The organism is Proteocatella sp. QWL-06 (assembly GCF_058684135.1).
Genome location: NZ_CM178755.1, coordinates 554,428 through 574,883 on the forward strand (window position 1 = coordinate 554,428; position 20,456 = coordinate 574,883).

Here is a 20,456-nt window from a genome sequence, read left to right on the forward strand (position 1 = left end):
TTTTTACACTTCGTATCTGTGGTTGTACATAGCTTCTGCGTAATAGTAAGAAAAGTAGTAAAAAGGGGTTCTAATTATGATTAATAAAATTGATTTCAAAGCTAAGAATCTAACATCAAATGCAGGTCTTTTTCTGCTCCTTGAGAATGCAAAAAGCAATGGGATTTTTGATTTTATTGAAAATGACCTCGTATTTGATAATGACTCAACAAATAAAATCAAGATGAATCATATAAAGACCATGCTCTGCGGTCACTTCATTGGCATTGATAAGTTAGAACGTCTAAAGCTACTTCAAAATGATCCCCTCGTCAACGAGTTTGATATTTCCGTAAAAGAACCTGAAACAGTGTCACGGTTTCTAGGAAACTTCAACTTCAAGACAACCCAAATGTTTAGAGACATTAATTTTAAAGTCTTTAAAAAACTGCTCACTAAAAGTAAATTGACATCCATTACGATTGATATTGATAGTAGTGTAATTAACGTAGAAGGTCATCAAGAAGGTGCGTCAAAAGGATATAATCCTAAGAAACTGGGAAACCGATGCTACAATATCCAATTTGCATTTTGCGACGAATTAAAAGCATATGTTACCGGATTTGTAAGAAGTGGCAATACTTACACTGCAAACGGTGCTGCGGAAATGATCAAAGAAATTGTTGCTAACATCAAATCAGACGATTTAGAAATTTTATTTCGAATGGATAGTGGCTACTTTGATGAAAAAATTATCGAAACGATAGAATCTCTTGGATGCAAATATTTAATTAAAGCCAAAAGTTATTCTACACTCACCTCACAAGCAACGAATTCATCAATTGTATTCGTTAAAGGAGAAGAAGGTAGAGAAACTACAGAACTGTATACAAAATTAGTTAAATGGGAAAAAGACAGAAGATTTGTCGTATCTCGCGTACTGAAACCAGAAAAAGAAAGAGCACAATTATCACTTTTAGAAGGTTCCGAATACGACTACTTTTTCTTTGTAACAAATACTACCTTGCTTTCTGAAAAAGTAGTTATATACTATGAAAAGCGTGGTAATGCTGAAAACTATATCAAAGAAGCCAAATACGACATGGCGGTGGGTCATCTCTTGCTAAAGTCATTTTGGGCGAATGAAGCCGTGTTTCAAATGATGATGCTTTCATATAACCTATTTTTGTTGTTCAAGTTTGATTCCTTGGACTCTTCAGAATACAGACAGCAAATAAAGACCTTTCGTTTGAAGTATGTATTTCTTGCAGCAAAAATAATCAAAACCGCAAGATATGTAATCATGAAGTTGTCGGAAAACTATCCGTACAAGGGAGTGTATGAAAAATGTCTGGTATAATAAGAATATCATCAATAAAATTGAGTGTTGCTCTGTGGATAACTTGCAGAGTTTATTAAGTATCATTGCAGCAAAGATGAAATCAATGATTTATCAAAAATGATTGAAAGGTGGTTGTAAATAATGTTACAATGTGTGAGAAGCAGTCTAAATTCTTCGTGAAATAGTGATTTTTGAAGCTAATAAAAAACACACGTGGAATTTAGGGTATAATAATCCATACCATTCACCTTAGAAGGAGCTTATCATGACTGAATACCTAAACATATATATCTATTTTATCATCTATAGTTTTTTGGGCTGGGTATGCGAATCGATCTACTGCTCAGTCCTAGACCAAAAAATCACCAATCGGGGCTTTCTAACCAGTCCCTTTTGTCCCATCTATGGCTTTGGCGCCCTAGCCATCTTGAAGTTTCTCACCCCCTTTACGGATGATTATTTTACTATTTTTATAGCCGGTATCCTGATTACCAGTCTACTGGAATACATAAGCAGCTATTTACTAGAGCTGGCCTTTGACACCCATTGGTGGGATTATAGCACCTACCCATTTAATATCAACGGCCGGGTATGCCTTCAAAACTCTCTCTTGTTTGGCCTGCTGGTGGTGGTGCTTCACTTTTTTATCCACCCCTTTGTAGAAAACCTAGTGACTTCAGCCAATCCCAATAACCTCAATATTTTGGCTATGGGTTTTAGTATCTTATTTGCTGCAGACTTTAGCCACGCGGTCTACACCATACTGGGACTCAACAACAAACTCCGCACCCTAGAAGAATTAAAAATAGATTTGGCCATGCGGTCCGCTGAGATAGCCCGGGGCCTGAGCCTAGAAGCGGTCACTGCCAAGGCCAAAAGCCTCAGAGGCAAGAAACCCTCCAGGCCAGAGTTTGAAACCGTTGAGGACGTCTACAAGGCCTTTTACAAAAAACTAACCAGCCTCAATTTTGCAGAAAGAAGACTAATCCGGGCCTTCCCCCGTATGGAAAACCGTAAGATCCCCTATGTGGAAGCCATGAGAGCCTACATCGAAGAAAGAAGAAAACAAGATTAAGCGTGGCCTCTTAGAAAACAGGATTATTTTCCCCCAGCAGTTGACGAACAAAATATAATTTGATATACTAAGATTGCCCGTCAGGCCTTAGCAACAGGAATCGGTAGCTAAAGATATGACCACCTTATACCAGCAGGCAAGGCAAAACTTCAAGACCAATCTGCGACAAAATTGAATATTTGTCGCATGCTATTTCTTGAAAATGGTCCAATATTAGCGTAAACTTAGATTATACTAAAGAAAGAGGTGCAACCTTATGGAAAATCTAGTTGTTTCAATTTTTAAAACTGAAAGTCAAGCATATCAAGCTTTTGCTGAGTTAAAAGCCTTTAGACAAACTGAAAATACAAAAGTTGCTCAGATTGCTCTTGTTGAAAATCAAGAAGGTCGTATTGTTGAAAAAGAGCGTTTTGACTTTGATGATTCAACTACTGATGCAACACTGACAGGGGGTCTTATTGGTGGTTTTGTTGGACTTATTGCTGGTCCACTTGGTGCACTCTATGGTAGCGCAGCAGGCGGTCTTTATGGGTTAGTTGTTGGTGATACGGTTGATACAACCGAATCAGGATTGATTGATGTCGTGTCACGCAAGTTAGTGGCAGGTGAAACAGCAATTATCGCTCTTGTTCAAGAAACTAACGAAGAAGTCATTGATGGTTATTTCACTAAATATGACACTGAGATCGTTCGCTGGGATGTTGCAACTGTAACGGCTGAAGTCGAAGCTGCTCTCAAAGTCCAAGCTGATCTTTACAATCAAGCACGTGCACAAATGAAAGCAGAGCGCAAGGCCGAACGTCAAGCCAAAATTGAAGAATTCAAGTCCAATGTCAAAGCTAAATTTGATAAATTAAAATTTTAATGAACGCCTATCTCATGGAATTTAGGCTCTTTATCAACAGTAGTGGGTGGCAAAGTTAAGCTCTAGCGAGAACAAATGATGTTCTCGCTTTTTTGCTGTTTAAAGCGAGATAAATGCGTTTTTTAAATATAATACTTGTAATTATACCATATTTTTATTTAAATTATCGCTGGAAGATCAGTTTTTTTGATATAATGATATCAATTAAACACAGGAGAAAAGAAGATATGAACATAAAGATAATAACCGTAGGAAAGCTGAAGGAAAAATACCTCAAGGATGCGATCGCAGAATACTCAAAGCGCCTCAGTAGATACTGCAGGCTGGATATAATTGAGCTTCCAGATGAAAAGACCAGCGAAAATGCATCAGAAAAGGAAGAAGAAATAGTAAGAGAAAAAGAAGGGAGAAACATACTTTCAAAAATAAAGGATAATGAATACGTAATAGCTCTTGATCTTAAGGGAAAACACCTTACATCAGAAGAATTTGCCCAGTTCATATCGGAAAAGGCAGTCATGGGAAGGCCGGACCTGACCTTCATAATAGGAGGGAGCCTCGGCATATCGCAGGAAGTCCTTTCAAGAGCGGACTACAAGCTCTGCTTTTCAAAGATGACATTCCCGCATCAGCTTTTCAGGGTGATGCTTGTCGAGCAGATATACAGAGGATTCAGGATAATTAATGGAGAACCCTACCACAAATAAGAACGGCAATTAGACAATTTAATCAAGTTAAATGACATATGATTTTTAAGAGGTTGGTTATGGATATTAATTTATTCATGGCCAACCTCTTACCTTTTTATTTTTTGAGGCTATAGTCATTTATTTTATTAAAAAGCTGGCGAGGGGTTATATCAAGTTTTCGGGCTGCAGCAGCTACGTTTCCTCCAAATTGGTTCAGTACCCACTGAAGATACGAGCTCTCTTGTCTTGCCTTAAACTCGCGTAAGGTCATAATCTGATCAAAAGGTTCGGATTCAGGTGCCAGATCACTTTTAATATTTTTGTTGATATTATAAATTACAGGAAGCTCTTTTTTGGTTATAATACCATTTTCCGAAAGCACCACAAGCCTTTCGATTATATTCTTAAGCTCTCTTATGTTACCAGGATAATCATAGTTATTTAAAAAATCAAGAACATCTTCCTCTATTTTATTGATCTCTACATTACATGAGGAACATGCTTTTTTTAGAAAAAAATCAATCATGTCAGGCAAATCTTCCTTTCTTTCTTTCAAAGAAGGAACTTTAATTACTATTGAACTAATTCGATAAAAAAAGTCCTCACGGAAAAGATTATTAAGTATATCTTCTTTCAGATCTCTGTTAGTAGCGCATATGAGTCGGAAATCCAGGGAGCGTGACATATTTGAACCAATTCTTTCAATCTTCCTGGTTTCTATTGCACGAAGAAGCTTGAGCTGAGTAACCAGGCTTGAGTCTCCTATTTCGTCAAGAAAAAGAGTTCCTTTGTCGGAAAGCTCAATTTTGCCTTCTTTGGATTTTGTAGCACCAGTGAAGGCACCTTCGTTATAGCCGAAGAGCTCCGATTCCAGAAGAGATTCTGTATAGGAACTGCAGTTAACTGCAACCATGTTTTTATCACAACGGGAGCTGCACAGGTGTATGTAATTAGCAGCCACATCTTTACCGGTTCCTGATTCTCCCACAAGAAGCACATTAACACTCGATTTGGCAACCTTTTCGCAGTCAGAGAGGCACTTGTTGAAAGCAGGGCTTTTACTTTTCAGAAAAAATTTGTCAAACATATCAGCTTTACTTGAAATATCAAGAGAACCTTGCTTTTCAATATTGATATTCATATTTTTCATAATTTCCCTTTCTTTTTGGACAGAATAGCAAATATGATCATATTTTTAGACAGCATTTTAACAACAAACAGCAACAGTCTACATATAAGCGTGAAAACCATTTCCTGACTGTGAAAAAAATTTCCCGGTTATTCTAAAAGGCAATGACTGGTTATGGAAGTAAAAATATAATTATTAGATTAATTTTACCTTTAAAAGTATTATAATCACTATTTTTTATAAAGTCAATAAAGAAAACTAATATTGTGTTATTTTTTTGGCATGAAATTTGCAATAATATAAGATCAAGGAGGTGAAGCCTATGAATGCCATAATACTTACAAATAACAGCAAAGTACATGCAAAATACAAATGCAGATTTGAAATTGAATTCATGGAAGACAGGGGATATATTGATATCCTCATTGAAGCAAGAAATCTGATACATAAAGGATACAGACTGCTTACACATCCGATGAGCAGCAGCCTGAAACCAAATCAGACAAAGTTTCGAAGCATAATGCTTCAGAAAACTGAAAGCGGTCTTGACATGGAAAGTGTTCTGATGATTGAACGTGCAGTAGAAAGTGCAGAGAAATTTTTAAAATTTAAAAAAATTCCAGACTGGGATGATAAAATCACAGATGACTTCAGGACGGTTGATATGTCTCTCATTGATGGAGTTGTTAACAAGCCGATGTTTTTAATCAGTTAAAACAGGCAGAAAAAAAGGAGGAATAAAGAATGAAACTTGAATTAGGTAAAATTTACATTAAGGACATTCAGTTCGGTGATAAGACGGAGGTTAAAAATAGCGTTCTTTTTGTGAACAAAGCAGAGCTTGAGGAGCTTGCTGCATCAGATGACAGAATTAAGAGTGCGACAATAGAACTTGCAAGGCCGGGTGAATCAATTAGAATTGCTCCGGTAAAAGACGTTATAGAGCCGAGAGTCAAGGTATCAGGCCCTGGATGTATTTTTCCGGGAGTAATGGGAAAAGTCAAGGGTGTAGGAAGCGGAAGAACACATGCTCTTGTAGGGGCAGCAGTTGTGACTGTAGGTAAAATTGTAGGATTCCAGGAAGGCATTATAGATATGTCGGGAGAAACCGCAAAATACACGCCTTTCTCAGAAACTAATAATATATGTGTAGTTATGGAGCCGGAAGAGGGTCTTGAAACACATGACTATGAACAGGCTGGAAGAATGCTGGGACTAAAGGTGGCTACGTTTATAGGTGAAGCAGCAAGAAATATTGAACCAGATGAAATTGTTACCTATGAGACAAAACCATTGCTTGATCAGATAAAAGAATTTCCGAATCTTCCTAAGGTGGGATATGTTCATATGCTTCAGTCACAGGGACTTTTGCATGATACATACTACTATGGTGTAGATGCAAAACAGATGGTGCCTACATTAATGTATCCGACTGAAATCATGGATGGAGCAATTATAAGCGGCAACTGTGTTGCGCCTTGTGATAAGGTTACGACATTCCATCATCTTAATAATCCGGTAATAGAAGATCTCTTTAAACGCCATGGAAAAGATTTGAATTTCGTTACAGTAATACTTACGAATGAAAATGTATTCCTGATGGATAAAGAAAGATCATCAGATATGGTTGCAAAAATGGCCGAGTTTCTTGGACTTGACGGTGTCATCATAACAGAAGAGGGTTACGGAAATCCGGATACAGATCTTATGATGAACTGCAAAAAAGTAACAGACGCAGGAACTAAGGTAGTTCTTATCACGGATGAATTCCCTGGAAGAGACGGAAAATCCCAATCACTTGCAGATGCTGTTCCAGAAGGGGATGCTCTCGTTTCATGCGGACAGGGAAATATAATAGTGAATTTTCCTAAAATGGATAAAGTAATAGGAACGCTCGAATTTGTAGAAACAATGATAGGTGGATATGAAGGAAGTCTCAAGCCGGATGGAAGCATAGAAGCCGAGCTGCAGATAATAATAGCATCAACCATTGCGAATGGATACAATAAACTTGCTGCAAGAGGATACTAAGAGAGGAGAAATTACAATGGAAAAAATTAGAGTTGTACACTATATAAATAACTTCTTTGCGGGTATTGGGGGCGAAGAGATGGCTCACATAAAGCCTGAAATCAAACCTGGAGTAATTGGTCCGGGAATATCTCTCCAGAAGCATTTGGGGGATGAATATGAAGTTGTGGCAACAGCTGTATGCGGGGACAGTTATTTTGGAGAAAATCTTGCAGATGCCAAAGCTGCCCTCATCGAAATGATAAAAAGCTATGAGCCGGATTTATTCATAGCTGGACCTGCATTTAATGCCGGAAGATACGGTGTTGCATGTGGGGCCATTTCAAAAGCCGTTGAAGACGAACTGGGGATTCCTGTAATAACAGGAATGTATCCGGAAAATCCGGGAGTTGATATGTATAGAAAAGATATTCATATAGTTGAAACTGCAATATCGGCAGCCGATATGAGAAATGCTATAGCTAAAATATCAGAACTTGCAAAAAAAATGGCTAAAAATGAAGAAATACTCTCACCTTCAGAAGAAGGATACATCGAAAGAGGAATCAGGGTAAATTATTTCAACGAAAAAAGAGGTTCAGAAAGAGCCGTGGACATGCTTCTTAAAAAAATGGCTGGAGATGAGTACACAACAGAGTATCCGATGCCTGTATTTGACAGGGTTGCACCAAACAAGGCAATTAAGGATATCACAAAAGCAAAAATAGCAGTAGTCACATCAGGGGGAATAGTTCCTCAGGGAAATCCTGACAGAATAGAGTCATCAAGTGCTACAAAATATGGGGAGTACAGCATAGAAGGCATGGATACAATGAGTCCTGAAGACTTTATGACAATACATGGAGGCTATGACAGAGCTTTCGTGCTCAAAAATCCAAACCTGGTTGTTCCTTTGGACGTACTGAGAGATATGGAGAAAAAAGGTGAGATAGGGGAACTTGCAGATTACTTTATATCAACAACTGGAACTGGAACATCAACGGGGAATGCAAAAGGCTTTGGCGAAAGATTCACTAAAAAACTTTTGGAAGATAAAGTCGATGCAGTAATCCTTACATCTACATGAGGTACCTGTACTCGTTGCGGCGCAACGATGGTTAAAGAAATTGAAAGAGCAGGAATACCAGTAGTTCATATGTGTACAGTAGTGCCAATATCGCTTACCATAGGAGCAAATAGAATAATCCCGGCAATAGGAATTCCATATCCTCTTGGAGATCCAACTCTTGGAGAAGAAGCAAGTTACAAAATAAGAAGGAAACTGGTTGAAAGAGCTCTTAGAGCGCTTCAGACTGAAATTGAAGAACAGACTGTTTTTGAATAAGAAACCATGGGGAGATTTATATGGAAAAGCAGACAGTATCGAGAAGTAAAGTAATGTCTTTTGCCGGAGCCTTTATAGCATTCCTTATAGGTTCGGGATTTGCTACCGGCCAGGAAGTCCTTCAATATTTCACATCATATGGATACCTGGGTATAGCAGGGGCATTAGTAGTGTTTGTACTATTTCTGTATGTAGGAATTGACTTTATAACTGTAGGACAGGAACAAAAATTTCCCAGAAGCAGTGATATATTCAGATACTACTGTGGAAAATCACTTGGGACATTCTTTGATTATTTTTCAATAGTATTTATATACATGTCTTTTGTAGTAATGATAGCAGGAGCGGGAGCGACCATAAACCAGCAGTATGGACTCAGTGTATCAGTAGGAGGAATCCTCATGGGAGTACTTGCAGCAGGTACCGTAATCTTTGGACTTGGAAAAATCGTAGATGTAATAGGAAAAATTGGACCGGCAATAGTAGTTATGTCAATATTTCTTGGAATAGCTTCGATTTTGAAAAATCCGCAAGGACTGGCAGAGGCAAACAATATTATACCGCAGCTTGATCTCATGAAGGCTTCAAGCAACTGGTTTTTTGCTGCAGGCTCTTATGTGGGATTCTGTATGCTCTGGCTGGCATCATTTATGGCAGCAATGGGAGCTACCGCGAACAGCAAAAAAGAAGCAAAACTGGGAGCGATATATGGGGCAACGGGATTTTCACTTGCGGTAATAATAGTGGCGCTGGGGCTAATGGCTAATATAGAGCAGGTTGCAGGAACAATGATTCCTTCACTTTATCTTGCAGCTAATATACACCCGTTACTGGCAACTGCATTTTCGGTAATAATAGTAGCTGGAATATATACTACAGCAGTCCCTCTTTTATGGTCTGTTTCTGCAAGATTCCTGGATGAAAAATCTACTAAGTTTAAGATTCTTACCGTAGTTCTTGCAATAATTGGAGTATTTGTAGGACTTAAGGTTCCATTCAATAAACTGGTGAATGTGGTATATGTTATAAATGGTTATGTAGGAATACTTCTTCTTGCAATGATGTTTGTAAAAACATTGAGAAGAAAAATGGAAGCGCCAAAACCTGCGCAATCGGGCCAGGAAGCTGATATGTAAATATAAATTTAAAATCTTCAACCATATGTATCCTATGTGGTTGGAGATTTTTTTTAGAATACCTGTCAAAAATGCTTTCACAGAGGGAAGAAAAGAGAATAAAAGTCAAAAAGATATGTTAAAAATCATATAGTTAGTTTATAATACAGGTGAGAAGAAAATAAAAAATAAAAGGAGTCAAAATAAAAAGAGACTTAAGAATGTTAAATAAGAATGAAACTGCATTGCTTATAGTAGATATGCAATATGGAGGAGGAGCGCCAGATGCTGGTTGTCAATATTAAAACAGAGTACAAGGCAGATTTCAGTGACTGGAAAATGCTGGCAGAAAGATTTGAGGTTAAAAAGCATTAGCATTTTGGTGAGGGCTCAGTGGATGCAGAGATTATTCCACCACTTATGCCAAGACAAGGAGAAGAGTTGATCATGTTTGAATAGTTAGTTCAGCAGATCAGGAGAAGTAACAATATATTATCACTTTAGGGAGAATGTAATGAGATTAAATAAATTTATCAGTTCTACAGGACTGTATTCAAGGCGAAAAGCAGATGAACTGATTAAAGATAAAAGAGTGAGCGTCAACGGAGAAACCGGAATAATAGGTCAGGATGTAAATGAAAATGATAAGGTATATGTAGATGGAAAGCCACTGGAAATAAATGAGAATAATGTATATATTATCTTAAATAAACCAAGAGGAATTACTTGTACAACGGAGCGTCACATAGAGGGAAATATAATTGACTTTGTAAATCATACTGAAAGAATATTTCCTGTGGGAAGACTGGATAAAGATTCTGAAGGCCTGATCATATTAACAAATGATGGAGATATTGTGAATAAGATTTTGCGTGAAGGAAACGACAAGAAAAAAGAGTATATAGTAACTGTTAATAAATCAATAACATCAAATTTTATAAGGTCGATGTCTGAGGGGGTAGAAATCTACAATCCCGTGAGAAATGAATATACTGTAACCAAAAAATGTGACGTATCTAAAATCAATGACAGGACATTTAAAATAATTTTATCGCAGGGACTTAACCGTCAGATCAGAAGGATGTGCACAGCTCTTGAATATAAAGTAATTAATTTGAAGCGTGTTAAAATCATGGACCTGACTCTTGAGGGATTAAATACCGGGGAATGGAGAAATCTGACTTCACAGGAAATTGAAAATTTAAAAATTTAATACATGTACCGAGAATTCCCCCTCCTCTAAACTACCTTGCTCGTATTAACGAGAGTGAAGGCGGTGGGATGAATCGGTTTATGAGTGTTTATAATACTTTTGTAGGGGTATAATATAATCAGTCGTAATAAGAAAGGATACTTATAATATGTATAGATTCGATAATAATGCACATTCAGTATTTTCCTTATACTATCATCTGGTTATGGTTACTAAATACCGGAGAAAAGTGTTTGATTCAAATATTTCAGACAGAGCTAAGAACATATTTGAATACATTTGTCCAAAGTATAATATTACACTGCTGGAATGGAACCACGATATGGATCATGTCCATATACTCTTCAAAGCACATCCAAACAGTGAAATCAGCAAATTCATAAATGCATATAAAAGCGCAAGCAGCCGACTTATTAAGAAAGAATTTCCATGCATAAGAGAAAAATTATGGAAAGAAGCATTCTGGTCTCAGAGTTTTTTTCTTATCACCACAGGAGAGTCTTCTGTAGATATAATCAGAGATTACATCGAGACGCAGGGTGAAAAAGTGAGGTGAACATTATGCTGAAAGCATACAAGTACAGAATATATCCAGATGCAGAGCAGATGCAGTTCTTTGCAAAATGCTTTGGATGTGTGCGCTTTGTCTACAACCGGATGCTTTCAGACAGGATAGAGCACTACAATCTCACGGGAAAAAGCCTGAATAACACTCCTGCCCAGTACAAATCAGAATTCACCTGGCTAAAGGAGGTTGACAGCCTGGCTCTCGCCAATGCTCAGATGAATCTCAATACAGCATACAGAAACTTCTTCAGAGACAAGTCCAATGGATTTCCAAAATTCAAAAGCAAAAAAAACAATAATTTCAGCTATACCACCAACAACCAGAAAGGAACGGTATATGTTGAAAACGGATACATAAAACTCCCAAAACTGAAGTCACCTGTAAAGATCAGGCAGCACAGAAGCTTTGAAGGAGTAATAAAGTCATGCACAATTTCAAAAGCCCCATCCGGTAAGTATCACATATCCATTCTGGTTGAAACTGAAATACAGAAACTCCCAGCATCGGACATGCGAGTCGGCATAGATGTCGGGATCAAAGATTTTGCCGTACTTTCAAATGGAGAGGCATACAAAAATCCGAAACATCTCAGGAAATCCGAGAAGAGACTTGCCAAACTTCAAAGAGACCTTTCAAGAAAGCAGATAGGAAGCAGCAATCGCAACAAGGCAAGAATCAAGGTAGCGAAGCTCCATGAGAAAATAGCCAACCAGCGAATGGACTTTCTTCACAAAAAGAGTACAGAGATAATACGCAAAAACCAAGCAATAGTTATCGAAGACCTGAAAGTGAAGAATCTCATGAAAAACCATAATCTTGCGAAGTCCATTGCCGAGGTTTCGTGGAGCAGGTTCAGGGAAATGCTGGATTACAAGTCCAGGTGGTATGGCAGGGAGCTCATAATTGCCCCACCGGACTACCCTAGTTCGCAGCTTTGCTCTGATTGTGGTAACAGGTCGAGTCAGACAAAGGACCTTGCCTGCAGAGTATATGTCTGTCCAGAGTGCGGTCTTGAGATAGACAGAGATTACAATGCAAGTCTGAACTTGCTGAAACTGACAATGTAAATACAAGATGCATTGTCAGTCGGGGAGGGTACCGCCCTTAGAGCCTGGAGAATCTTGCTTCATCAGAAGCATTGACCAGGAAGCCCCCACTTCTTAAGTGGTGGGTAGTTCACAAATTTAAGAGGTCTTGATCAGTGGCTTCTCGACAGTCTTACTTACATTCCCGGACGAAAGTATACTTTAGAATAAAAGGAAAGAGATGAAAATATGGAACAGTTTTTTAAGGCAATAGAAGAAAAGATAAGAAAATCAGGATATCCCGGAGATATCAGTGGCGAAAAAATCTACGATGAAATAAGTGACGAGGCTGAGAGTCAGGAAGAGGGAAGCTACTTATTCATGAAGAAGCAGGATGACGACATCATGTTCGAATACAGAGTGGATATTTTAGAGGACAACATTAATCTGGCAACACTTACGATATATGCGCCAGACAAAAAGTATTTTATCGATTTTGATGCAGAATAGTCATTTGCATGTTCAATAATGCCAATGGCAATAGAGTAATTTCAAAGGAGAAAAGTATATGAATGAGAAACAAAGACGAATTTTTATGACAGTTTCCGGGGTTTTGATTTCTGGATTCAGTGTTGGGATTTTTAATCTAGCTCTATTTGGAATGGATCCATTCCAAGTGTTTGCTCATGGAATCTGGATGCATACGCCTATGGGATATGGTACTTTTTATACTATTATAAATTTATTGATGCTGATAGGGATATTCTTCATTGATAAATCAAAGATAGGCCTGGGTACTCTTATCAATATTTTTCTGCTTGGATATGTGGTTCAATTCTCGTCATGGATGTTCAACGTCCTTATACCGGGGCCTTCGCTGATAATTCGAAGCATTGCGCTGATCATAGGAATCGTTATAATCTGCTTTGGATCGGCCATGTACTTCACAGGAGATATGGGCGTTTCAACTTATGATGCTGTTGCATTGATCATGGAAGAGAAGAAGGTCGCAAAATTTCAGTATTGCCGAATGGGAACGGATTTGATTTGTACCCTGACTGGTTTTTTCCTGGGCGCAACAGTTGGAATAGGTACAGTGATAACCGCGTTGTTCATGGGGCCGATTATTGCGTTTTTCAATAAAAAAGTAGCAATACCATTTCGTTATGGCAAGAACATACCGGCTTATTTGGAGCATTAAAATTAACCCTGAATTATTTCCAGGAAACGTTTTCAGCAGGAATTAATTTGGAATCAATAAAAAATTTATTCAGAAAATTAAAAATTTATGTTGACACACTTAAAAAACTGGTATAAAATATGCCTTAACACAAAAACAGAGAAATATCCGGGGAAAGGAGACGTATCATGCACAACCTTACAATAAAGAGATTCGTAGAACAATTTAACTTTTATTTTAGCTTTAGCTTTTACTTTTATAGCTACGGCTTTTTGTTCTACAAAAAAATAGGAATCCCTTTATGATGAGGAAATAAGATACGTGTATCGTTTTACCCGGAACATGTAGATTATCTGTATACTGGCAGGCTCATTGTATGAGCCTGCTTTTTTATTACTTAAATTCAGGAGGAAGTCAGATGATAGCAATAATCAAAGATGGAACATCTCAGGAAACCATTGAAGCGGCAAAGGCAAAGCTCGAATCAAAGGGCTTGGGCGTAGACATAACAAGGGGAACAAGCAGGACGGTGCTCTGCATAGTCGGGGACACGAAGGGAATAGGCATAGACGCAGTGAAGGCACTTCCGGGAGTGGACGACGTATTGACCATAATGCAGCCGTATAAAAAAGCAAACAGGCTCATGCATCCTGAAAATACAGTAGTTGACGTCAATGGCAGGCTCATAGGCGGCAAAAAGATTGCGGTCATCGCGGGACCGTGTTCAGTTGAGAGCGAGGCACAGATAGTGGGGATAGCAGAGGACATATCAGGCGCTGGTGCGGAATTCCTAAGAGGAGGTGCCTTCAAGCCGAGAACCTCTCCATACTCCTTCCAGGGACTTGGTGAGAGCGGACTGGATCTTCTTTCTAAGGCAAGAGCAAGGACCGGGCTTCCGGTTGTGAGCGAGCTGATGTCTGCTGACATGCTCGAAAAATTCATAGAGGAAGTAGATATAATACAGATCGGGGCAAGGAACATGCAGAATTTCGACCTGCTCAAGGAAATAGGCAGAATAAGAAAGCCGATACTTCTCAAGCGAGGCCAGTCGGCAACTGTCGAGGAATGGCTGATGTCAGCTGAATACATCATGGCCGGGGGAAACAATGAAGTCATCCTTTGCGAAAGAGGAATCAGGACATTTGAAACCAGCACAAGGAACACTCTGGATCTGAGCGCAATACCTGTGATCAAGAAGCTGAGCCATCTTCCTGTGATAGTGGATCCAAGCCATGCCACGGGAGCATGGTGGATGGTAGAATCCCTTTCAAGGGCAGCCGTAGCGGCAGGAGCAGACGGACTCATAATAGAGGTTCACAATGACCCTGCGAATGCGCTGTGTGACGGAGCTCAGTCAATAAAGCCTGAAAAATTCAGCAATCTCATGAAATCACTTAAGGATATAGCGCTTGCAGTCGGAAGAGATATTTAGACAGGGGGTGAAAGCTTGGACATCAGTGACTTTAACATAACAATCGTGGGCCTCGGGCTTCTTGGAGGGTCGATGGCAATGGCGCTCAGAGCTCTTGGACCGGGGAATCTGTCAGGAATAGACTGCGATGAGACGGCAATAGAATTTGCACTGAAATCAGGTATAATAGACAGTGGACACACTGACTCAGAAACTGCGCTAAGGCAGGCTGATATAGTGATCATATGCCTTTATCCTGATCAAATTGTCAAATATATAAAAGACAATCTGAATTTCTTTAAAAAGGGTGCTATAATTACAGATATAGCAGGAATAAAATCGGAAATAGTAAGAGAAATAAGCAGTATCGAAGGAAGAAATTTCGAATTCATAAGCGGGCATCCCATGGCAGGAAATGAACACAAAGGGATACAGCATGCTGACGGAGAGATGTTTCGAAATGCAAATTATATAATAACGCCACTGGAAGAAAACAAGGAAGAGAGCATCGAGCTCATAAGCACTCTTATGAAAAAGATAGGGTTCAAAAATGTTATAAGAGTGACTCCTGAAAAACATGACAGGATAATAGCGCTTACAAGCCACCTGACTCACATAATTGCGGTATCGCTGGTAAACAGCAACATGCTCGACGTGGACACAAAGCTGTTCATCGGAGGAAGCTTCAAGGACGCCTCAAGGGTAGCGCTCATAAACTGTGAGCTCTGGCCGCAGCTTCTCATTTCAAACAAGGAGAATGTGATAGATCAGATTGAGCTGTTTGAAGAGAATATAAGAAACATAAAAGCTGCGATAAGAAATGATGACTCAGAACTGCTTGAGAAACAGTTTCAGCAGGCAAGCATGAGAAGGAAGGAGATTCTGTAGATTGAAAGAGCTGTTTGTAGAACTTTCGGACAAAAGATATCCGATATATATAGAAAAAGGACTTTTTGGAAGGCTCGGAAAGGAAATCTCAGCCATCCACAAAGGAAAGAAAATCGCGGCAGTTACAGATGAAAACCTGGCCCTGATTTATGGGGAAGCTCTGATAAAAAGCCTTACTGGCAGCGGTTTTGAGGCAAGACTGATTGTAATAAAAGCCGGAGAGCAGAGCAAGTGCGTAGAGCAGTATTCGAGGTTATGTGATGAGCTTATGGATTTTGGGATAACCAGATCAGACCTCATAGTCGCATTTGGAGGCGGCGTTACGGGAGACCTTACGGGATTTGCAGCATCTACGCTTATGAGGGGAATAAAATATGTTCAGGTTCCGACATCGCTCCTGGCACAGGTGGACAGCAGTGTTGGGGGCAAGGTGGCAATAGACCATCCGAGGGGAAAGAATCTACTTGGGAGCTTCTACCATCCTCAGGCCGTATTCATAGATCCGGAGCTTCTCAAGACTCTTGAAACGCGATTTTTCAGCGATGGCCTTGCAGAGGTCATAAAATACGCATGCATAAGCAGCCGGGATCTTTTTGAAAGGCTTTCAGAGGCAGATTGCAGCCAGAGCCTCATGAATGAAATGGAAGACATAATATATACCTGCTGCAGAATAAAGAGCGAAATCGTTAAAAGGGATGAGAGGGATAAAGGAGACAGAATGCTCCTGAACTTTGGGCATACCATAGGACATGCGATCGAAACATATCACGGCTATGAAAAATTCAGCCACGGAGAAGCGGTTGCAGCAGGAATGCACATGATGACTCTAAAAACTGAGGAAGAAGGCCTTACGGAAAAAGGCACTTCGGAGCGCATAAGTAAGCTCCTTAATAAATACAGTCTCCCTCTAAATGCAGAGGCTGCTGACAAGAATGAGCTTCTTGCCAGCATAGCCCTCGATAAGAAAAGTGATGGGGATGAACTGAATATAGTAGTGCTGAGCGAGATTGGAAATGCTTTTTTAAAGAAGATAAAAAAAGAGGAGATCTTGAGATATCTGTGATTCATGAGAAAGGATTTGACTAATGAAATATGTAAAGCTGGATCCATCTGATCTGAAAGGAAATATAAAAATACCACCATCGAAGAGCCTTTGCCACAGGGCCATAATATGCGCCTGCCTGAGTGAGGGAGAGAGCGTCATAGAGGATTTCGTGATGTCTGAGGACATGGTAGCTACGATAGGCGGGATGAGGGTTCTCGGAGCGAGTATTGAAGAGCAGTCAGATATGCAGCAGGGTAATTCCAGGCTGAAAATAAAAGGGGGCTACAGAAAGACAGGAGATCATATAGACTGCATAGAATCGGGATCCACTATAAGGTTTCTGATACCTCTGGCCCTCCTTGACAGGGGAAGGATTACCTTTGACGGAAGAGGAAAGCTGAAAACAAGGCCCCTGGGGATATACAAGAAGATATTTGATGCTCAGGGCATAAAATATACACATGAAAATGACACCCTGCCGCTTACGGTAGAAGGGATGCTGAAAAGCGGAGAGTATGAGCTTGAGGGCAATATAAGCTCACAGTTCATAACAGGGCTGATGTTCGCGCTTCCGCTTCTCGACGGGGATTCAAGGATAATTGTAACCACGGAGCTCGAGTCAAAGGGGTATGTGGATCTCACGCTCGATATGCTGAGAAGATATGGAATAGAGATTGAAAACAGGGATTACCGGGAATTCATGATAAAAGGAAATCAGAAATACTCAAGAACTGATTATCGCGTTGAAGGTGATTTTTCGCAGGCTGCATTCTGGATCGTAGCAGCAACAATCGGAAATGGCCTTGAGTGCAATAACCTCAATCTGGAGTCTCTTCAGGGAGACAGAGTCATTCTTGACATAGTCAGGAAGATGGGAGGCAGATTTGAAGCAAAAGGAGACGCTCTTAGCGTACTTAAATCTGACACCAGAGGAACCGTTATAGACGCCTCGCAGTGTCCGGACCTTGTGCCTGTGCTCGCGGTGCTGGCATCGGTGAGCTATGGGCAAACCCGGATAATAAACGCAGCGAGGGTGAGGATCAAAGAATCAGACAGGCTGAGGGCCATATCTGAGGAGCTCAGAAAGCTTGGAGCTGACATAGAGGAGCTTGAGGACGGGCTCATAATAAACGGAGTCGAAAAGCTGAGGGGCGCAGAGGTAGACAGCTGGAATGATCACAGGATAGCAATGGCGCTGGCAGTAGCATCCACTAGATGCGAAGGTCCGGTAACAATAAGAAACAGCAGTTCGGTAAATAAATCATATCCGGGATTCTGGAAAGACTTTGAGAGCTTGGGAGGAAAAATTCATGAGTGGAATATGGGGTAAGAACATCAGGATTTCAATATTTGGAGAATCACACGGACCGGCCATAGGGATAACAATTGACGGGCTTCCTCCGGGATTTGAGATAGACCTGGATGAAGTAAGGAGAGAGATGGGCAGAAGAGCTCCGGGAAAAAGCGAGCTTTCGACGCAGAGGTCTGAAAAAGATGAATTCGAGATACTCAGCGGATACTTCAATGACAGGACTACAGGAACACCGCTTGCTGCAATCATCAGAAACAGGGATGAGCACTCAAAGGATTATCTTGAGATAAAGAGCAGGATGAGGCCGTCCCATGCAGACTATACAGGAAACGTAAGATACGGAGGATTTAATGACTACAGAGGGGGAGGACATTTTTCGGGAAGAATGACAGCGCCTCTCGTATTTGCAGGTGCGCTGGCAAGGCAGATACTTAAATCAAAAGGAGTTTCTATTGGAAGCCATATAATCAGCACAGGCAAAGTAAAGGAAGAAGGCTTCAGCCTCACAAATATAGAAGAAGATACTCTGAACAGGCTGAGCCACATGGATTTTCCTGTGATCTCCCAGGAAAAGGGCGAACTAATGAAGGCACTGATACTCGAGGCCAGGGAAAAACAGGATTCTGTAGGAGGAGTGATCGAGACGGCGATAATAAATCTTGAGCCGGGCATAGGGTCTCCGTTCTTTGATTCTGTCGAAAGCACGCTTGCGGGACTTCTATTTTCCATACCGGGAGTAAAAGGAGTTGAATTCGGCCTGGGCTTTGGCATTTCTGAGATGAACGGCTCCCAGGCAAACGATGAGATGTATATCGAAGACGGAAATATAAGGACATATACAAACAACAACGGAGGAATCCTCGGAGGGATAACAAATGGTATGCCGGTAGTTTTCAGGACCGCTCTAAAGCCTACAGCATCCATATCCAGGAAGCAGAGGACCGTAGATATTCAAAAAATGGATAATGCAAAGCTTGAGATAAAGGGAAGACACGATCCGTGCATAGTGCAGAGAGCGGTGCCGGTAGTAGAGGCGGTTGCGGCGATAGGGCTGCTCGACCTGATGATGGAGGCAAGATGATAAAGACAAATGACCTGAGTGAAATAAGAGAATCAATAAATGAAGTGGACCAGAGCCTTGCTCAGCTTTTTGAAAAAAGGATGGAGCTGGTGGCGCTGGTGGCAGAATACAAGATAGAAAATGACATACCGATACTCAACAGCGAAAGAGAAAAGCAGGTAATAGAGAGAGCGCTTGAAAGCCTCAGAGATAAATCCCTCAGAAGGGAGATGGAGATATTCTTCAATGACCTTATGGCGATAAGCAGGGAATATCAGAGCAGATATATCGATGAAAAGCTAGTCTCTCAAAAAAGAGGCAGCGGTGAAGCTTCTGGCAGCGATGTTTCGGGCGGCAATGCTTTGGGAGGCAAAAAAGCAAAAAATCTCAAAGTTGGATTTCAGGGAGTCGAAGGCTCATTCAGCGAAGAGGCGCTCCTGAATTATTTCGGCAAAGAGGCCATGACATCCTCCTTCAGGTTTTTTGAGGACGTTTTCATGGCGATAGACAGAGGATACGTGGATTACGGGATACTGCCTGTTGAGAACTCATCCACAGGAAGCGTGAACGAAGTCTATGACCTGCTCAGAAAATACGGATGCCATATAAATGGAGAGATAGTGCTCAAGGTGAAGCAGAACCTGCTTGGAGTAAAAGGCGCGAGCATGGAAGACATAAAAGAGGTATATTCCCACAGCCAGGGATTTCAGCAATCTGCAGAATTTTTCAAAGAGCATCCCTCATGGAAGCTCATTCCCTATCACAACACCGCTCTTGGCGCAAAACTTGTAAGCGAGGCTGGAGACATTTCCAGGGCAGCTGTCGCAAGTGAAAGAGCCGCCGCCATCTATGGACTCGATATACTTAAGGAAAACCTGAACTTCAACAGCAAAAACTATACGCGCTTCGTAATCGTAGGCAAGGACCTGGAGCTTGATGAAAGCTCTGACAAGATAAGCGTGGTGCTTACGGTCAAGCACAAGGCAGGATCTCTGTGCGACGTCCTCAGCCTCTTTTCGCAGGAGGGTCTGAATCTCCTGAAGATCGAATCCAGGCCGATCATGGATAAATCCTGGGAGTACTTCTTCCATCTGGATTTTGAAGGCAACCTGCAGGACCCTCATGTCAGCAGGATAATGGATGAGATAAGGAGCAGGACCACCTATTTCAAGATACTTGGGAATTACAGAAGACACAGATAGACT

20 protein-coding genes are annotated in these 20,456 nt (G+C 40.5%); 19 read left to right on the forward strand and 1 reads right to left on the reverse strand.

The window, feature by feature from the left end:
• Positions 1-76: 76 nt before the first annotated feature.
• From AC4PGZ_RS02715 to rlmH, 4 genes are all read left to right on the forward strand, one after another.
• Positions 77-1,339: an IS1380-like element ISEcp1 family transposase gene (locus AC4PGZ_RS02715; RefSeq protein ID WP_000608644.1), complete on the forward strand. Its 1,263-nt coding sequence runs from the start codon at positions 77-79 to the stop codon at positions 1,337-1,339.
• 247 nt (positions 1,340-1,586) lie between these two features.
• Positions 1,587-2,396: a putative ABC transporter permease gene (locus tag AC4PGZ_RS02720; RefSeq protein ID WP_492159507.1), complete on the forward strand. Its 810-nt coding sequence runs from the start codon at positions 1,587-1,589 to the stop codon at positions 2,394-2,396.
• A gap of 256 nt (positions 2,397-2,652) precedes the next feature.
• Positions 2,653-3,261: a DUF1269 domain-containing protein gene (locus AC4PGZ_RS02725; RefSeq protein WP_492159508.1), complete on the forward strand. Its 609-nt coding sequence runs from the start codon at positions 2,653-2,655 to the stop codon at positions 3,259-3,261.
• A gap of 227 nt (positions 3,262-3,488) precedes the next feature.
• Entirely contained in the window at positions 3,489-3,968 is a 480-nt protein-coding gene (gene rlmH / locus AC4PGZ_RS02730; RefSeq protein ID WP_492159509.1) for a 23S rRNA (pseudouridine(1915)-N(3))-methyltransferase RlmH, read from the forward strand.
• A 97-nt stretch (positions 3,969-4,065) separates the two neighbouring features.
• Here rlmH and AC4PGZ_RS02735 read toward each other — a convergent pair whose 3' ends face one another.
• A complete protein-coding gene (locus AC4PGZ_RS02735) occupies positions 4,066-5,100 on the reverse strand; it encodes a sigma-54 interaction domain-containing protein (RefSeq protein WP_492159510.1) in 1,035 nt (344 codons plus the stop codon).
• A gap of 301 nt (positions 5,101-5,401) precedes the next feature.
• Here AC4PGZ_RS02735 and AC4PGZ_RS02740 point away from each other — a divergent pair, with 301 nt between their 5' ends.
• The 15 genes from AC4PGZ_RS02740 to pheA all read left to right on the forward strand — a co-directional run bounded on the left by AC4PGZ_RS02740 (position 5,402) and on the right by pheA (position 20,453).
• Entirely contained in the window at positions 5,402-5,794 is a 393-nt protein-coding gene (locus tag AC4PGZ_RS02740; RefSeq protein ID WP_492159511.1) for a GrdX family protein, read from the forward strand.
• 29 nt (positions 5,795-5,823) lie between these two features.
• Positions 5,824-7,110, forward strand: a complete 1,287-nt coding sequence (gene grdG / locus AC4PGZ_RS02745; protein WP_492159512.1) for a sarcosine reductase complex component B subunit alpha — start codon at positions 5,824-5,826, stop codon at positions 7,108-7,110.
• A 16-nt stretch (positions 7,111-7,126) separates the two neighbouring features.
• Complete coding sequence (gene grdF, locus AC4PGZ_RS02750) at positions 7,127-8,434, forward strand: sarcosine reductase complex component B subunit beta (RefSeq protein ID WP_492159513.1); 1,308 nt, start codon at positions 7,127-7,129, stop codon at positions 8,432-8,434.
• Between the two features lie 20 nt (positions 8,435-8,454).
• Positions 8,455-9,570 carry a YkvI family membrane protein gene (locus tag AC4PGZ_RS02755; protein ID WP_492159514.1) on the forward strand — a complete coding sequence of 372 codons (1,116 nt, stop codon included), beginning with the start codon at positions 8,455-8,457 and terminating at the stop codon, positions 9,568-9,570.
• 493 nt (positions 9,571-10,063) lie between these two features.
• Positions 10,064-10,762 (forward strand): pseudouridine synthase, encoded by a 699-nt coding sequence (locus AC4PGZ_RS02760; protein WP_492159515.1) that lies wholly within the window; start codon positions 10,064-10,066, stop codon positions 10,760-10,762.
• Positions 10,763-10,910: 148 nt separating this feature from the next.
• Positions 10,911-11,318 carry an IS200/IS605 family transposase gene (tnpA, locus tag AC4PGZ_RS02765; RefSeq protein WP_492159516.1) on the forward strand — a complete coding sequence of 136 codons (408 nt, stop codon included), beginning with the start codon at positions 10,911-10,913 and terminating at the stop codon, positions 11,316-11,318.
• A 5-nt stretch (positions 11,319-11,323) separates the two neighbouring features.
• Positions 11,324-12,397, forward strand: coding sequence for an IS200/IS605 family element RNA-guided endonuclease TnpB (gene tnpB / locus AC4PGZ_RS02770; RefSeq protein ID WP_492159517.1), 1,074 nt, complete (start codon positions 11,324-11,326; stop codon positions 12,395-12,397).
• Positions 12,398-12,604: 207 nt separating this feature from the next.
• Positions 12,605-12,865: a hypothetical protein gene (locus tag AC4PGZ_RS02775; RefSeq protein WP_492159518.1), complete on the forward strand. Its 261-nt coding sequence runs from the start codon at positions 12,605-12,607 to the stop codon at positions 12,863-12,865.
• A gap of 58 nt (positions 12,866-12,923) precedes the next feature.
• A complete protein-coding gene (locus tag AC4PGZ_RS02780) occupies positions 12,924-13,556 on the forward strand; it encodes a YczE/YyaS/YitT family protein (RefSeq protein ID WP_492159519.1) in 633 nt (210 codons plus the stop codon).
• Positions 13,557-13,953: 397 nt separating this feature from the next.
• Positions 13,954-14,967 (forward strand): 3-deoxy-7-phosphoheptulonate synthase, encoded by a 1,014-nt coding sequence (aroF, locus tag AC4PGZ_RS02785; protein WP_492159520.1) that lies wholly within the window; start codon positions 13,954-13,956, stop codon positions 14,965-14,967.
• A gap of 15 nt (positions 14,968-14,982) precedes the next feature.
• Entirely contained in the window at positions 14,983-15,834 is an 852-nt protein-coding gene (locus AC4PGZ_RS02790; protein ID WP_492159521.1) for a prephenate dehydrogenase, read from the forward strand.
• 1 nt (position 15,835) lies between these two features.
• Positions 15,836-16,897, forward strand: a complete 1,062-nt coding sequence (aroB, locus tag AC4PGZ_RS02795) for a 3-dehydroquinate synthase (protein ID WP_492159522.1) — start codon at positions 15,836-15,838, stop codon at positions 16,895-16,897.
• 22 nt (positions 16,898-16,919) lie between these two features.
• Positions 16,920-18,209 carry a 3-phosphoshikimate 1-carboxyvinyltransferase gene (aroA, locus tag AC4PGZ_RS02800; RefSeq protein ID WP_492159523.1) on the forward strand — a complete coding sequence of 430 codons (1,290 nt, stop codon included), beginning with the start codon at positions 16,920-16,922 and terminating at the stop codon, positions 18,207-18,209.
• Positions 18,190-19,272 (forward strand): chorismate synthase, encoded by a 1,083-nt coding sequence (gene aroC / locus AC4PGZ_RS02805; RefSeq protein WP_492159524.1) that lies wholly within the window; start codon positions 18,190-18,192, stop codon positions 19,270-19,272. The genes aroA and aroC overlap by 20 nt, the downstream gene beginning before the upstream one ends.
• The gene (gene pheA / locus AC4PGZ_RS02810; protein WP_492159525.1) at positions 19,269-20,453 is read left to right on the forward strand and encodes a prephenate dehydratase; all 1,185 of its coding nucleotides are present in this window, start codon (positions 19,269-19,271) and stop codon (positions 20,451-20,453) included. Before aroC ends, pheA begins: the two co-directional genes overlap by 4 nt.
• Positions 20,454-20,456 lie beyond the last annotated feature (3 nt).